Source organism: Chryseobacterium sp. (genome assembly GCF_045629545.1).
GTDB lineage: Bacteria > Bacteroidota > Bacteroidia > Flavobacteriales > Weeksellaceae > Chryseobacterium.
Window position 1 is genome coordinate 51,245 of record NZ_JAZQRK010000037.1, and the last position, 16,064, is coordinate 67,308.

9 protein-coding genes are annotated in these 16,064 nt (G+C 35.7%); 4 read left to right on the forward strand and 5 right to left on the reverse strand.

Going from position 1 to position 16,064, the window contains the following annotated elements; genetic code table 11:
* The first annotated feature begins 53 nt into the window (after window positions 1-53).
* The 3 genes from ACKI42_RS08590 to ACKI42_RS08600 all read left to right on the forward strand — a co-directional run bounded on the left by ACKI42_RS08590 (window position 54) and on the right by ACKI42_RS08600 (window position 3,246).
* Window positions 54-569 (forward strand): TlpA family protein disulfide reductase, encoded by a 516-nt coding sequence (locus ACKI42_RS08590; protein WP_407404448.1) that lies wholly within the window; start codon window positions 54-56, stop codon window positions 567-569.
* A gap of 52 nt (window positions 570-621) precedes the next feature.
* Window positions 622-1,710 (forward strand): DNA polymerase IV, encoded by a 1,089-nt coding sequence (dinB, locus tag ACKI42_RS08595; RefSeq protein ID WP_407404450.1) that lies wholly within the window; start codon window positions 622-624, stop codon window positions 1,708-1,710.
* A 63-nt stretch (window positions 1,711-1,773) separates the two neighbouring features.
* Window positions 1,774-3,246 (forward strand): alpha-amylase, encoded by a 1,473-nt coding sequence (locus ACKI42_RS08600; RefSeq protein ID WP_407404452.1) that lies wholly within the window; start codon window positions 1,774-1,776, stop codon window positions 3,244-3,246.
* A 10-nt stretch (window positions 3,247-3,256) separates the two neighbouring features.
* On the opposite strand, the gene ACKI42_RS08605 is transcribed toward ACKI42_RS08600, so the two are convergent.
* Entirely contained in the window at window positions 3,257-4,585 is a 1,329-nt protein-coding gene (locus ACKI42_RS08605) for a carboxylesterase family protein (RefSeq protein ID WP_407404454.1), read from the reverse strand.
* A 204-nt stretch (window positions 4,586-4,789) separates the two neighbouring features.
* On the opposite strand from ACKI42_RS08605, the gene ACKI42_RS08610 reads away from it, so the two are divergent.
* Window positions 4,790-5,842, forward strand: a complete 1,053-nt coding sequence (locus ACKI42_RS08610) for an NAD(P)-dependent alcohol dehydrogenase (protein ID WP_407404507.1) — start codon at window positions 4,790-4,792, stop codon at window positions 5,840-5,842.
* 60 nt (window positions 5,843-5,902) lie between these two features.
* Here the strand turns inward: ACKI42_RS08610 and ACKI42_RS08615 are convergent, their stop codons facing one another.
* The 4 genes from ACKI42_RS08615 to rpoB form a co-directional block, all read right to left on the reverse strand.
* The gene (locus ACKI42_RS08615) at window positions 5,903-7,180 is read right to left on the reverse strand and encodes an ectonucleotide pyrophosphatase/phosphodiesterase (protein WP_407404456.1); all 1,278 of its coding nucleotides are present in this window, start codon (window positions 7,178-7,180) and stop codon (window positions 5,903-5,905) included.
* A gap of 276 nt (window positions 7,181-7,456) precedes the next feature.
* Window positions 7,457-7,765 carry a DUF3467 domain-containing protein gene (locus ACKI42_RS08620; RefSeq protein WP_073291426.1) on the reverse strand — a complete coding sequence of 103 codons (309 nt, stop codon included), beginning with the start codon at window positions 7,763-7,765 and terminating at the stop codon, window positions 7,457-7,459.
* 86 nt (window positions 7,766-7,851) lie between these two features.
* Entirely contained in the window at window positions 7,852-12,117 is a 4,266-nt protein-coding gene (gene rpoC, locus ACKI42_RS08625; RefSeq protein WP_407404458.1) for a DNA-directed RNA polymerase subunit beta', read from the reverse strand.
* A 93-nt stretch (window positions 12,118-12,210) separates the two neighbouring features.
* A complete protein-coding gene (gene rpoB / locus ACKI42_RS08630; RefSeq protein ID WP_407404460.1) occupies window positions 12,211-16,032 on the reverse strand; it encodes a DNA-directed RNA polymerase subunit beta in 3,822 nt (1,273 codons plus the stop codon).
* Window positions 16,033-16,064: the final 32 nt, after the last annotated feature.

Sequence of the window (16,064 nt, forward strand, 5' to 3'; positions counted from 1 at the left end):
AAATTTTTCCTCATATTAGACTCATTGAGTAGCTTTGTATAAAATAAATGAATATGAAACAGCTTTTAGTAGCCTTAATGATGGGTGTATTTTCCTTTTCTTTTGCACAAAAAGGCCCAACTGTTATAAAAACTAAGTTTTCTAAAGAAGCATTAAGTCAGATTTTAGAAGACGAGGAGGGCAAATCTATCACCATACAAGACATATTAAACAAGAATAAAGGTAAGATTATCGTCATAGATTTTTGGGCTGGCTGGTGCAGAGATTGTCTGAAAGCATTACCTGCAGTAGATTTGTTGGAAAAGAATAATCCGGATGTTCACTTTGTATATTTATCTTTAGAAAGGTCCAGAGAAGGATTTAATAGAAGTTTAGAAAGATTCGATAAAAAGGATAAAGACAACTACTGGTTTTCTACGGGGTGGAAAAATAATTTCAATGATGAAATAGAGCTAAATTGGATTCCGAGATTTATGGTAGTAGACCAGCAATCTGCTATTGCAAAATACTATGCTATTTCTCCTGAAGATCCTGAAATACAAACTACTATTACCCAACTCAAAAAATAAAATAGAGCGTAATATTCAGTTTGAAAAATTATAGAATCCATATCTTTGTGATATGGATTTTTCTTTGGATACTCGCAAAATAATTCATGTAGATATGGATGCATTTTATGCTTCTGTAGAACAACACGACCATCCAGAACTCAAAGGAAAACCACTTGCTGTAGGAGGAGGACACAGAGGTGTGGTAGCCGCAGCAAGCTATGAAGCAAGAAAATTTGGCGTAAGATCTGCGATGTCTAGCAAACTTGCCATTCAAAAATGTCCGCATCTTATTTTTGTCCCTCCAAGATTTGCGCGTTACAAAGAAATCTCAAAACAAATACGCGCTATTTTCTATGAGTATACGGATCTGGTAGAACCACTATCATTAGATGAAGCCTATCTCGATGTTACCGAAAATAAAAAAGGAATAGAATCTGCCAATAGTATTGCCAAGGAAATTCGGCAAAAAATATTCGAGCAAACTGGTCTTACTGCATCAGCTGGAATTTCTGTAAATAAATTTTTGGCAAAAGTAGCTTCAGATATCAACAAACCCAACGGACAAAAAACCATCCATCCAGAAAGGGTAGAAAAATTTCTAGAAAATCTTCCCGTAGAAAAATTTTATGGCGTAGGAAAAGTTACTGCCAACAAAATGTTTACCCATGGTATATTTAAAGGTAAGGATCTAAAAAATAAAACACTTACTCAGCTTACTCAGCTTTTCGGAAAATCTGGTGCTTATTTTTACAATGTAGTTCGAGGCATACATCATTCTGAAGTAAAACCCAATAGAATACAAAAAAGTGTAGCAGTAGAGAGAACTTTTTCTGAAGACTTGGCAGATGACCAACAGATCAATGAAAAAATAGAAATACTAAGTAAAGAACTTCACCAACGTTTACAAAAAAATACTGTTTCTGGTCGGTGTCTTACATTAAAAGTTAAATATAAAGACTTTACCGTATTCACCAGAAGTCTTACCAAAGAAGAATATTTCACTTCGACTGAAGAATATTTTTCTGTTGCTAAAAAACTTTGGGAACTTCGCCCTTTAGATAAGGCAGTTCGACTATTAGGGCTTTCACTCTCGCACCTTAGTACAGAAGAAAAGAATCCAAAATCTATTCAACTAAAAATACCGTTTGAAGAATTTTAGTAATAATCATTTAATTATCACTACATTGTAATTACCAAATTACAAAATAGGATGAACCCAACAATGATACAATTTTTCCATTGGTACTCTGATGGCAATGGACAATTATATAATGAAATAAAAAATTCTACCGATTTTCTAAATGATTTGGGGATTTCTACGGTTTGGTTTCCTCCTGCATACAAAAGTTCTGGCGGCGGATATTCTGTTGGCTATGATCCTTATGATTTGTACGATTTGGGAGAATTTGACCAAAAAGAAACTATTTCTACAAAATACGGAACCAAGCAACAATATCTAGATGCTGTAAAAAGTCTTCAAGATAAAGACATACAAGCAATGGTAGACATTGTGCTGAATCATAAAGCAGGCGGAGATGAAAAAGAATCCTTCAATGCTATAAAAGTAGATTCAGAAGATAGAAATCATAATCTTTCTGAGCCTTTTGAAATCGAATCTTATACCAAATTTATGTTTCCGGGACGTGATAAAAAATATTCTGATTTTGAGTGGAATTTCACTTGTTTTTCTGGAGTTGATTATGCAGAAAACCAAGAAGAAGGAATCTATAGAATCATCAACGAATATGCTGAAAATGGTTGGGATAAGATGATAGATGATGAAAAAGGAAACTACGATTATCTGATGTATAATGATATAGAACACCGAAATCCTTTCGTGTCCGAAGAACTCAACCGTTGGGGAAAATGGTATTATGATACAGTAGGCTTCAATGCGGTTCGTCTAGATGCGGTGAAGCATATTGGTTATAATTTTTTCAAAGAATGGCTGACGCTTTTGCGAGCCAATACCCAAGAAAATATTTTTGCTGTTGGAGAATATTGGGCACCTGGACAACTTCCGCTTTTGCAAAAATATATAGAAGCAACAGAAGGTTGCATGAGTTTGTTTGATAGCTCGCTTCAGCATAATTTTCATGAAGCATCCAACCTGGGAGATCAATTTGATTTAAGAAAAATATTTGATGAAACTTTAACGCTAAATGATCCTATTCATTCGGTGACTCTGGTGGACAATCATGATACGCAGCCATTACAACAATTGGAAGCGCCTGTAGAAAATTGGTTCAAACCACTCGCGTATGCTCTAATTTTGTTGAGAGAAAATGGGTATCCTTGCGTGTTCTATCCCGATTTGTTTGGAGCGCATTATTCTGATCAGGATAAAGATGGAAATCCCCAAGAAATACATTTGGAGAAAGTAGAAAATATAGAACAACTTTTGAAGGCAAGAAAAAACTTTGCCTACGGAAGTCAGAAGGATTATTTCGAAAACCCCAATTTCATCGGTTGGATAAGAGAAGGAAATGAACAACACGATGGTTGTGCAGTAACCTTGAGCAATAAAGAAGCTTCTCAAATTTCAATGGAAATAGGAATAAAATATGCAAATCGAACGTTTGCAGATTTTTTAGGAAAATCAACAGAAAAAGTGATTATTGATGAAAATGGATGGGGAAATTTTCAAGTTCCTGCTGGTAATGTAAGTGTTTGGATTCCTGAGCCTTTTGATTAAAATATTTAAACTAAAATTTTCGTAGCTCCAAAATATCAGGTCTTTTTGATGTGTCAGAAATATGACCAGTTTTAGCAAATTCTGTCCATAAAGCTCTTATTTTTTTTCCATTTTCACCAAAATAATTCCAAGGAATATTTTTGGTAAGTTCTGAATTTTCCCAAGCTTTTTCATTTCCAAAGACAAGAGGAAGATCAAACGCATGCGCCGCTGAGAAGGGATGATTTTTGATGCCCGATTTTATTTTAAAATAATAAACATTTCCTCCAAATTCTGCGTACTCTTTTACAAATTTCAGAGCAGGCTTTTCGTAGATGCTTTCGGTAGTTGCACGAATTGTTTTATTTATAATGAATTTCGGAACAAACTTTTGCATTTTTTCAGAGCTTCTAAGATACAAAGCAGTTTCTTCCTCATTTAATCCTAATAAAACATCATATTTTTTGGCATTTTTCTTCCACATTTCCTTTGTATCTTCTTGTTTACAAAGTGGTGGAAATCCGAATTGAACAGAAAAAGGCATCGCAGCTTTCAATCCGTATTTTACAAATGAAGGCAGACCATTCGGATACATTTCTACAATATCAGAAGCTTGAGTTTCATTATTGATATTTTGAGTATTCAATAAAAATTCCGCCATCATTTTTTCTCTATTATCTCTTAGTCCGAAAGGCGCACTTTGGATAATAACTCGTTTAAAAAGATAATCAACACCTTCCGAAATCATTAGATGAGCAATTGCATCTCCACCAGAAGATTGCCCAAAAAGTGTTATATTTTCTGCTTCGCCACCAAAATCTGAAATTGCAGATTTTATCCATTTCAAAGCTTCAATAACGTCAAATACTCCTAAATTGGCTGGCTTTTCTTCAGTTCCACCCAGAAAACCAAATACCCCCAAACGATAAGTCACATTTACGATGATTACATTTTGTTCTCTTACCCAATCTGCAGCATCTGCAGAAGACAAATCCCCACATCCTATTTCGTAAGATCCACCATGAATCCAAATAATTACTGGTAGTTTTTCATTTTCTTTTATTAGTAAAGGTCGATTTATCGTCAGGAAAAGCGGAGTTTCATCTACTTCAAAATCATCAATATTTACCTTTCCTATCATTTTTTCTAATAATGGATTGATATTTTGAGGACAAATAACAGTTTTATCTGTAAGTATTTGTTCAAATTCAGTAGGCGCTAGTGAAATTGGTTTTTGAAATCTCTCAGCAAACGCATATCGAATATTTCTAATTTTTAAAATTCCATATGCTGGAAATGCGAGAAATTCACCTTTTTGGGTATGAAATGTAAAAGAATTGGATTGGGTAGAAAATGACATAGTAGGCTTTCTATTTTAAGTATAAAAATAATATTGCAGAATATAAAAAACAAGTTTTCTTGACTATTTGTAACAATAACCGCGATATGAAAATGCGATAAACATTTACATTACAATTGGATGAAAAAATTTAGTGCTTCTATGACAGTATATGATAAAAACAGACGACTTTTGTATAAAGATTTTAATTTAAAAATAAAAAATATGAATACATTTTCCGTGAAGGCATACGGTGCTGAAACTAAGGATTCTGACCTTATCGAAATGAATATCAACCGTAGAGAAGTGACTCCAAACGATGTAGAGATAGAAATTCTATATTGTGGTGTTTGCCATTCTGACCTTCATACGGCAAGAAACGATTGGGGCGGATCTATGTATCCTGCAGTTCCTGGACACGAGATTGTAGGAAAAATTACAAAAGTAGGAAGCAATGTTTCAAAATTTAGAATTGGCGATTTGGCGGGTGTTGGTTGTTTGGTAGATTCTTGCCAAACTTGCGATAGTTGCAGACAAGATCTAGAACAATATTGCGAAAATGGATCTATAGGAACTTATAACGGTAAAGACAAACATATTGGTGGCCATACTTTTGGAGGATATTCTCAGAAAGTGGTAGTAGACCAAAATTTTGTTTTAAATATTCCTAAGAATTTAGATTTAGCAGCTGTTGCTCCTTTGCTTTGTGCTGGTATTACTACTTGGTCACCTTTGAGACATTGGAAAGTTGGACCAGGATCTAAAGTTGCTGTTGTAGGACTTGGTGGTTTGGGTCACATGGCGATTAAATTGGCAAAAGGACTGGGCGCAGAGGTAACTTTATTCTCTAGATCTCCAGAAAAAACAGCTGATGCAAAAGAATTAGGCGCAGATGATGTAGTGATTTCTACTGATTCAGATCAAATGAAATCTGTAAAAGGAAAGTTCGATGTAATTATTGATACTGTACCCTATATCCACGATATCAATCCTTACATTACAACTCTAAATATCAATGGAACTCATGTATTAGTGGGATATTTGGGAGGATTAGAACCTATTTTAAATACTGTTCCATTAATTTTGGGAAGAAAATCGGTTGCAGGATCGCTAATTGGAGGAATTGCTGAAACGCAAGAAATGTTAGATTTCTGTGGCGAACACAATATCGTATCTGATATAGAAATGATCAAAATGCAAGACATCAACAATGCGTACGAAAGAATGCTAAAAAGCGATGTAAAATATCGTTTTGTAATTGATATGCAATCTTTATAAAAATTTATTTTGATTATAAAGTACCGGCGCCCCTTTGGCGCCCCTATACTTGTTTTAGGATTATTTATCTTTTAATATTTTCTTTAAAACTTTCAAATTACCATCAATAGGTTCCTCAATGTTTAATCCTAAAATTTCAGCTACCAATGGATAAACATTTACGTTTGAAAATTCATTTATTTTAAGACTATTTTTAAAAGCTGGACCCCAAGCATAAAATGTAGCTTTCATCTCTGGAACAATTTTAGGATCGTAGCCATGTTTTCCAACGGATGTTTTCTTCCCTTTCTCTAAAAATATTTTTGGAGATTTGGGGATCAATGTAATTTGTCCAATCCTATTATATCGATCTTCTTTGGAAGAAAAATGTAAATATTTAGGCATTTTTTTAGTGAGATAAACAGTATAATTTTCATCTTTGTTAGATTGAAGTTCTTTGTAAACCTCTTTCACTTCAGTTTCGTTTTTCACATAGACACGCAAAAGTGATTGAGAATTGTAATAATCAAAGCGATCTTTATTCAAAAGCATTTCTGGGATTTCTAAAGGTGTATCACCCTCTACCTTTATCATGCCGTGGTCTGAAACAAATATATAATTCACATTTTCTAGTTGAAGGTCGCCTACTTTTTTAACTAGATTTCCTATAGCTTCGTCTATTTTCTGTACTGCAGACTGTGTTTCCTTAGAATCTGGACCAAAATGATGTCCTGATGCATCTACCTCAGGGAAATATAAGGTGATAAAATGAGGTCTTACTTCTTCAGGCATCTTCAACCAATTGACCACTTTTTCTACTTTTTCATTTGGACTAAACTTTTCGTGATATGGATAGTAATACGCAGGTCTGAAATTCCCTGCATTACTTGCAGAACCTACCCATTGTAAAGATGCAGAAACGACGCCTTGTTTTCCTGCTAAAGCCCAAAGCGGAATTCCTCCATACCATGATCCGTCTACAGTTGTTTCTTTTTTGCTGATAGAGTATCCTTCTTTTCTTTTATAATCATAAAAAATATTATCAATAAGACCGTGATGCGCAGGATAAAGACCCGTAATTAAACTCCAATGATTGGGAAAAGTTATGCTAGGATAACTAGGATTCATAGCTGATGCTTCTACTCCACTTTCAGAAAATTTCAGAAGATTTTCAGCTTCATATTTTTTTGTATAATCTGGCCTAAATCCATCAGCAGAAATCATTATCACATAGGGTTTTTTCTTGGCTTCTAGATTATTAATTCTGTTGGGTACAACAATTTGTGCCGTATCTATGGCAACTTGAGAAAAAGCTGCAATTCCAAAAAATAAGAATAGAAAAGAAGTGATTTTGGACATGATCAGAAAATTTAGGTAAAGATAAATGAACTCAAAATAACTGCCTCCCCTTTTTCTTAAACATTTATAAATTTCCTATTTCTTTAGAAAATTTAAAACAATATATCTATAATTAAATTTTAAAGTGATTAAATACTCAAAATTATCTAAGGGTTTAATATGATATAAATTGGTCTTATATTATTTTTAAATGATAGTATCTGCTATATTGGAAAATTGGAATATAAAAAATGCCTCAGTAAAACTGAGGCATTCTTTATATATTTCAAGAAAATCTTATGCTTGAACGTTGTTGCCACCTAATACGAAAGGCTCAACTTCTTTGATTTCACCAAATTGTTGCTCGTAGTTAGTGATGTTTTGCTGAAGTGCAGTAAGCACTCTTTTAGCGTGAAGTGGAGCAAGAATTACTCTTGAACGCACATTAGCTTGCTGTACACCTGGCATTAATTGGATAAAATCTACAACAAATTCTGAAGGAGAATGGTTTACTAAAGCAAGGTTACAATATACCCCTGAAGCTACCATTTCATTAAGTTGAATGTTGATGTTGTTTGGATCCTGATTTTGATTTTGATTGTCCATTGTATAAATTAAATTTTTAAAATTTGAAATTTGAGATTGTGAATGTATAAAAAAATATTCAAACCTCAAATTCCATATCATTAATTTTAGTTAAGATCTTCGAATTCTTTTTTAGAACCCACGATAACGTTTTGGTATTCTTTAAGACCTGTACCTGCAGGGATTCTGTGTCCTACAATTACATTTTCTTTAAGACCTGTTAGGCTATCAATTTTTCCAGCTACTGCTGCTTCGTTAAGGACTTTTGTAGTTTCCTGGAACGATGCTGCAGACATGAAAGATTTAGTTTGAAGAGCTGCTCTTGTAATACCTTGCAATACAGGTGTAGCTGTAGCAGGTAAAGCTTCTCTTACTTGTACTAGTTCTAGATCTTCACGTTTCAGTTTTGAGTTCTCATCTCTAAGTTCCCTAGCTGTTATCATTTGTCCTGGTTTGAAAGTTTTAGAATCTCCAGCTTCTGTCACTACTTTTAGACCAAATACTCTATTGTTTTCTAATAAGAAATCGTACTTATGTTCTAATGCAGCTTCCAGGAACTGAGTATCTCCACCATCGACGATAGATACCTTCGTCATCATTTGTCTTACAATGATCTCGAAATGTTTATCATCAATTTTCACCCCTTGTAGACGGTATACTTCCTGAATCTCGTTCACTAAGTACTCTTGTACTGCTGTTGGACCTTTAATTCTAAGGATATCATCCGGAGTAGTAGAACCGTCAGAAAGTGCAGAACCTGCTCTTACAAAATCATTCTCTTGTACCAAAATTTGGTTAGATAATTTTACTAAGTAGATTTTTCTTTCTCCAGTTTTAGCCTCTACAATCAATTCTCGGTTACCTCTCTTAATCTTACCATAAGAAACAACACCGTCGATTTCTGTAACAACTGCTGGGTTTGAAGGATTTCTAGCCTCGAATAATTCTGTTACTCTTGGTAGACCCCCTGTAATATCCCCTGCTTTTGCAGATTTTCTTGGAATTTTAATTAAGACTTTACCCGCCTTAATTTTTTCTCCATCATTTACCATAAGGTGGGCACCTACTGGTAAGTTATATCCTTTTTGTTCTACACCTTTAGAATCTACAACCTTTAATGTAGGTACAGCTTTCTTGTTTCTAGATTCAGAGATTACTTTCTCTTCGAAACCTGTCTGCTCATCAATCTCTAGTTGGAATGAGATACCTTGGATGATATCTTCATACTCTACCTTACCAGCATTCTCTGCAATAATTACCGCGTTATAAGGATCCCATTTTGCAATGACATCACCTTTTTTCACTTTATCACCCGATTTCACCATAAGCTGAGATCCATAAGGTACGTTAGCTACCATTAATGGAGTTCTAGACTCATTATCAGCAACCAATCTAAATTCTGTTGTACGAGATACTACTACTTCTGCAGTGTTACCGTTTTCGTCTTCTGAGTCAATAGTTCTTACCTCATCCAATTCTACGATACCATCTCTCTTAGCAACAATTGAAGGGTTTTCTGATACGTTTGTAGAAACCCCACCTTGGTGGAAGGTTCTTAGTGTAAGCTGTGTACCTGGTTCTCCAATAGATTGTGCTGCAATAACACCTACTGCTTCACCCATATGGATTTTCTTACCAGTTGCAAGGTTACGTCCGTAACACTTAGCACAGATTCCTTTTTTAGTTTCGCACGTTAGCGGAGAACGAACTTCTACAGCTTCTATACCTGCAGCTTCAATTTTCTTAGCTAATTCTTCAATGATAATCTCATCTGCATTAGCAATAAGCTCGTCAGATTCTGGATCATATATATCGTGAAGAGAAACTCTACCCAAGATTCTTTCAGAGATTTTTTCAACGATCTCGTCATTCTTTCTCAATGCAGAGATCTCAGTACCTCTTAGAGTACCACAATCTTCTTCTGTAATGATAACGTCTTGTGCAACGTCTACCAATCTTCTCGTTAGGTAACCTGCATCGGCAGTCTTCAATGCGGTATCCGCAAGACCCTTACGAGCACCGTGAGTTGAGATAAAATATTCTAAGATCGAAAGTCCTTCCTTAAAGTTAGCAAGAATCGGGTTTTCAATAATTTCAGCACCAGTAGAACCTGCTTTTTGCGGTTTCGCCATCAATCCACGCATACCAGATAACTGACGGATCTGTTCTTTAGAACCCCTCGCCCCAGAATCTAGCATCATGTATACAGAGTTGAAACCACCTTGGTCAGTTTTCATTCTACCCATGATCATCTCAGTTAATCCAGCATTGGTACGAGTCCAAACGTCAATTACCTGATTGTATCTTTCGTTATCTGTAATTAGACCCATGTTATAGTTGGCTCTAATTTCGTCAACAGTTTCGATAGAATCTGCAATCATTTTCTTTTTCTCAATAGGAACTACGATATCTCCTAGTGAGAACGATAGACCTCCTTTGAATGCATTTGAATACCCCAAATCTTTCATAGCATCCAAGAATTTCACTGTAGTAGGGAAATCTGTGTCTGCAAGGATTCTACCAATTACATTTCTTAATGATTTCTTGGTAAGAAGCTCATTAATATAACCTGATTGTTTAGGAACAATTTGGTTAAATAATATTCTACCAACTGTTGTTTCGATTAATCTTGTAACCAACTCACCGTCTTCTTTCACAGGTAGTCTACATCTTACCTTAGCATTAAGAGAAACTCTACCTTCAGCATAAGCAATTTCTGCTTCTTCAGGAGAGTAGAATGCTAAACCTTCACCTAGAACTTTCATCTCATCTGTAGAACTCAATTCTTTCGTCATGAAATAAAGTCCTAGTACCATGTCTTGAGATGGTACGGTGATAGGAGAACCATTTGCAGGGTTCAAGATGTTCTGAGAACCTAACATCAATAACTGAGCTTCCAAAATTGCTTCTGGACCTAATGGTAAGTGTACCGCCATCTGGTCACCATCAAAATCGGCGTTGAATGCTGTAGTTACTAATGGGTGTAGTTGGATTGCCTTACCTTCGATCATCTTAGGTTGGAAAGCCTGAATACCAAGTCTGTGCAATGTAGGTGCCCTGTTTAGTAAAACTGGGTGACCCTTCATCACGTTTTCTAAGATATCGTATACTACTGGTTCTTTTCTATCAATAATTCTTTTAGCAGATTTTACTGTTTTTACAATTCCTCTTTCAATTAGTTTTCTAATGATAAATGGTTTGTATAATTCAGCTGCCATATCTTTCGGGATACCACATTCGTGTAGTTGCAAGTTTGGTCCTACAACAATTACAGAACGAGCAGAGTAATCTACCCTTTTCCCTAGTAAGTTCTGACGGAAACGACCTTGCTTACCTTTCAATGAATCTGAAAGAGATTTCAATGGTCTGTTAGACTCAGATTTTACTGCAGAAGATTTTCTTGTATTATCAAATAAAGAGTCTACAGATTCTTGAAGCATACGCTTCTCGTTTCTTAAGATTACTTCTGGAGCTTTGATCTCCAATAGTCTCTTCAAACGGTTGTTTCTGATAATTACTCTTCTATAAAGATCATTAAGGTCAGAAGTTGCAAAACGTCCTCCATCCAATGGAACTAAAGGTCTTAGTTCTGGTGGTATTACAGGAAGTACACGCATTACCATCCACTCTGGTCTGTTGATCATTCTAGTATTAGCACCTCTCAATGCTTCAACAACGTTCAATCTTTTTAGAGCTTCAGTTCTTCTTTGCTTAGAACCTTCGTTGTGTGCTTTGTGTCTTAGTTCGAAAGATAATCCGTCTAGATCAATTCTTCTTAGCAATTCTTCTACAGCTTCAGCACCCATTTTAGCGATGAATTTGTTTGGATCTGCGTCATCAAGATATTGGTTTTCTGCAGGAAGAGTATCTAAGATATCTAAGTATTCTTCTTCTGTAAGGAATTCTTTACTTTCAAAATCAGAACCATCTGCTTTCTTCGCAATACCTTGTTGGATAACAACATATCTCTCGTAATAGATGATCATATCTAATTTCTTAGAAGGAATACCTAGTAAGTAACCAATTTTGTTTGGTAAAGATCTGAAATACCAGATGTGAGCGATAGGCACAACAAGGTTGATGTGTCCTATTCTCTCTCTTCTTACTTTCTTCTCTGTAACTTCTACACCACAACGGTCACAAACGATCCCTTTGTAACGAATTCTCTTGTATTTACCACAAGCACATTCGTAATCTTTGATGGGACCGAAGATTTTTTCACAGAACAAACCATCTCTTTCAGGTTTGTGCGTTCTGTAGTTAATAGTTTCCGGTTTTAGCACTTCTCCTCTAGAATCCTGAAGAATGGATTCTGGTGAAGCTAAACCGATGGTTATTTTATTAAATCTACTTGATTTATTTTTATTTGACATTTGTTAGATTTTAGATTTAAAGATGATGAGATTGAAGATTGGAGACTACAATAAGTGAGTCTCTAATCTCTTGTCTAAAGTTCTCATTTCTATTTATTCTTCAAGTCTTACATCAAGTCCAAGACCTTGTAACTCGTGAAGTAATACGTTGAAAGATTCTGGAATACCAGGTTCTGGCATTGCTTCCCCTTTTGCAATTGCTTCATAAGTTTTTGCTCTACCAATAACGTCATCCGACTTCACTGTTAAGATCTCTCTCAAGATGTTTGATGCTCCAAATGCTTCAAGAGCCCAAACCTCCATCTCACCAAAACGCTGACCACCAAATTGTGCTTTACCACCTAATGGCTGCTGAGTGATTAGAGAGTATGGTCCGATAGATCGAGCGTGCATCTTGTCATCAACCATGTGTCCTAGTTTCAACATATAGATAATACCTACGGTTGCAGGCTGTGTAAATCTCTCTCCTGTACCACCATCGTAAAGATAAGTATGACCATATTTCGGAACTCCAGCTTTCTCTGTGAATTCTGTAATTTGGTCTAATGTAGCACCATCAAAGATTGGCGTAGCGAAAGTCATTCCTAACTTTTTACCAGCCCATCCAAGAACTGTTTCGTAGATCTGACCGATGTTCATACGAGAAGGTACCCCAAGTGGATTCAGAACGATATCTACTGGTGTTCCGTCTTCTAAGAACGGCATGTCTTCTTCACGAACGATTCTAGACACGATACCTTTGTTACCGTGACGACCCGCCATTTTATCTCCTACGTTTAGTTTACGTTTTTTGGCAATATAAACTTTAGCCAATTTCATGATACCTGCTGGAAGCTCGTCACCGATAGAAATTGCGAATTTCTCACGATTTTTAACGCCTTGAATATCATTAAATTTGATTTTATAGTTGTGAATTAATTGTTTGATCAACTCATTTTTATCATTATCTACTGTCCAATCTGCACCACTTACGTTTACATAATCTTCTACAGACGTTAATAATTTGTGAGTAAATTTCACCCCTTTACCGATAATTTCTTCATCTAGATCATTAGTTACACCTTGAGATGTTTTTCCTGATACTAGAGTATTTAATTTTTCGATTAAAGTATTTCTTAATTCTTCAAACTTCGCTTTGTAAGTATTTTCTATCTCTTCAAGCTTCAGTTTTTCTTCAGATCTCTTCTTTTTATCTTTGATATTTCTAGAGAACAATTTTTTATTGATCACAACCCCTCTTAATGAAGAATCTGCTTTTAGAGAAGCATCTTTCACATCACCAGCTTTGTCACCAAAGATAGCACGTAATAATTTTTCTTCTGGAGTAGGATCAGACTCACCTTTTGGAGTAATCTTACCAATCATGATATCACCAGGCTTCACATCAGCACCGATTCTAATCATACCGTTTTCGTCTAAGTCTTTAGTAGCCTCTTCAGAAACGTTAGGGATATCAGAAGTTAATTCTTCCATACCCAATTTGGTATCTCTTACTTCAAGAGAATATTCGTCTACGTGGATTGAAGTAAACCAATCTTCGCGTACTACTTTCTCGTTGATAACGATTGCATCCTCAAAGTTGTATCCTTTCCAAGGCATGAAGGCAACGGTAAGGTTTCTACCCAAAGCGAGTTCTCCTTTTTCAGTAGCATATCCGTCGCAAAGAACTTGTCCTTTTTGTACAGTATCTCCTACTCTTACATTTGGTCTTAGTGTAATAGTAGTACCTTGGTTAGTTTTTCTAAACTTCGTTAGTTTGTAAGTTTTTGTAGCAGATTCGAAAGATACTAGATCTTCGTCATCGCTTCTGTCATACTTAATCGTAATTTTATCAGCGTCTACATATTCTACTAAACCAGTTCCTTCAGCATTTATTAAGATTCTAGAATCTTTAGCAACTTGCTGTTCCAGACCTGTACCTACAATTGGAGCTTGTGGCTTCAATAATGGAACTGCCTGACGCATCATGTTGGATCCCATCAATGCACGGTTCGCATCATCATGCTCCAAGAACGGAATTAATGAAGCCGAAATACCTGAAATCTGGTTTGGAGCTACATCAATAAGGTTTACTTGTGCTGGTTCTACTACAGGGTAATCCCCATCCAACCTTGCGATAATTCTGTCTGTTAAGAAAACACCATCATCATTAAGATCTACGTTTGCCTGAGCAATTACTTTATCTTCTTCGTCTTCCGCATTAAGGTAAATAGGATCTGCATTAAGATCTACAGCACCATTGTTTACTTTTCTGTATGGAGTTTCAATGAAACCTAAAGTATTTATTTTAGCATAGATACCTAGAGAAGAGATCAAACCAATGTTTGGTCCCTCAGGAGTTTCGATAGGACAAATTCTACCATAGTGAGTATGGTGAACGTCACGTACCTCGAAACCTGCTCTTTCTCTTGATAAACCACCAGGTCCTAGGGCAGAAAGTCTACGCTTATGTGTAATTTCTGATAAAGGATTGGTTTGGTCCATGAACTGAGAAAGCTGGTTGGTACCAAAAAATGAATTAATTACAGATGTTAATGTTTTAGCATTTACTAGATCTAGTGGAGTAAAGATTTCGTTATCTCTAACGTTCATTCTTTCTTTAATTGTTCTCGCAATTCTAGAAAGACCTACCCCGAACTGACCTGCTAATTGCTCACCAACAGTCTTGATTCTTCTGTTTGATAAGTGGTCAATATCATCCACCTCAGCTTTAGAGTTTACTAACTCTATAAGGTGTCTTACGATAGCGATGATATCTTCTTTTGTAAGAACCTCTGTAGTAGTAGGGATATTAAGACCCAATTTCTTGTTTAGTCTGTAACGTCCTACTTCGCCTAGAGAGTATCTTTGCTCAGAGAAGAATAGTTTTTCAATGATTCCTCTCGCCGTTTCTTCGTCGGGTGGATCTGCATTTCTCAACTGACGATAGATGTATTCTACCGCTTCTTTTTCTGAGTTGGTAGGGTCTTTCTGTAAAGTATTCTGAATGATAGAGAATTCGTTAGAATTTTCTTTGTGAATCAGGATAGATTTTACTCCAGCATCCAAGATTAGATCTATATGTTCTTTTTCAAGAATAGTTTCTCTATCTAGGATGATTTCGTTTCTTTCTATAGAAACTACTTCCCCTGTGTCTTCGTCTACGAAATCTTCGAACCAAGTGTTCAATACTCTCGCGGCCAAAGTTCTACCTTCTACTTTTTTCAGAGCAGCCTTAGAAACTTTCACTTCTTCAGCAAGATCAAAGATTTGAAGGATGTCTTTATCAGACTCAAATCCTATTGCTCTTAGCAATGTAGTTAAAGGTAATTTTTTCTTACGGTCGATATACGCGTACATTACGCTGTTGATATCTGTAGTAAATTCCATCCAAGATCCTTTGAAAGGAATAATTCTAGAATAGTACAACTTCGTCCCGTTTGCGTGGTAAGTTTGTCCGAAGAACACCCCTGGAGATCTGTGTAATTGCGTTACAATAACACGCTCTGCACCATTGATGATAAAAGAACCACTAGGAGTCATGTAAGGAACTGGACCCAAATAAACGTCTTGTACTACGGTCTGAAAATCTTCATGTTCAGGGTCTGTACAATACAATTTAAGTCTAGCTTTTAGAGGTACGGAATACGTAAGACCTCTTTCCACACACTCATCAATTGAGTAACGTGGAGAATCTACCAAATAATCTAAAAATTCTAATACGAATTGGTTTCTAGAATCGGTGATTGGAAAGTTTTCTTGGAAGGTTTTGTGCAAACCTTCTTTCTTTCGGTCTTCAGGAAGTGTGTCTAGTTGGAAAAACTCTTTAAAAGACTCTAGTTGGATATCCAAAAAGTCTGGAGTAATTATTTTTCCTTTAGCCGTAGAGAAGTTCACTCTCTCATTTCCCTTAGTAATTGCTGTTGTTTTATTCATAAAACTTTAAAGAAAGGGTTAAAAAATATTTT

Excerpts from the sequence above, each read along its gene's own strand:
- ACKI42_RS08590 (WP_407404448.1), top strand. The coding sequence starts at position 54 with ATGAAACAGCTTTTAGTAGCCTTAATGATGGGTGTATTTTCCTTTTCT.
- dinB (WP_407404450.1), top strand. The coding sequence starts at position 622 with ATGGATTTTTCTTTGGATACTCGCAAAATAATTCATGTAGATATGGAT.
- ACKI42_RS08600 (WP_407404452.1), top strand. The coding sequence starts at position 1,774 with ATGATACAATTTTTCCATTGGTACTCTGATGGCAATGGACAATTATAT.
- ACKI42_RS08605 (WP_407404454.1), bottom strand. The coding sequence starts at position 4,585 with ATGTCATTTTCTACCCAATCCAATTCTTTTACATTTCATACCCAAAAA.
- ACKI42_RS08610 (WP_407404507.1), top strand. The coding sequence starts at position 4,790 with ATGAATACATTTTCCGTGAAGGCATACGGTGCTGAAACTAAGGATTCT.
- ACKI42_RS08615 (WP_407404456.1), bottom strand. The coding sequence starts at position 7,180 with ATGTCCAAAATCACTTCTTTTCTATTCTTATTTTTTGGAATTGCAGCT.
- ACKI42_RS08620 (WP_073291426.1), bottom strand. The coding sequence starts at position 7,765 with ATGGACAATCAAAATCAAAATCAGGATCCAAACAACATCAACATTCAA.
- rpoC (WP_407404458.1), bottom strand. The coding sequence starts at position 12,117 with ATGTCAAATAAAAATAAATCAAGTAGATTTAATAAAATAACCATCGGT.
- rpoB (WP_407404460.1), bottom strand. The coding sequence starts at position 16,032 with ATGAATAAAACAACAGCAATTACTAAGGGAAATGAGAGAGTGAACTTC.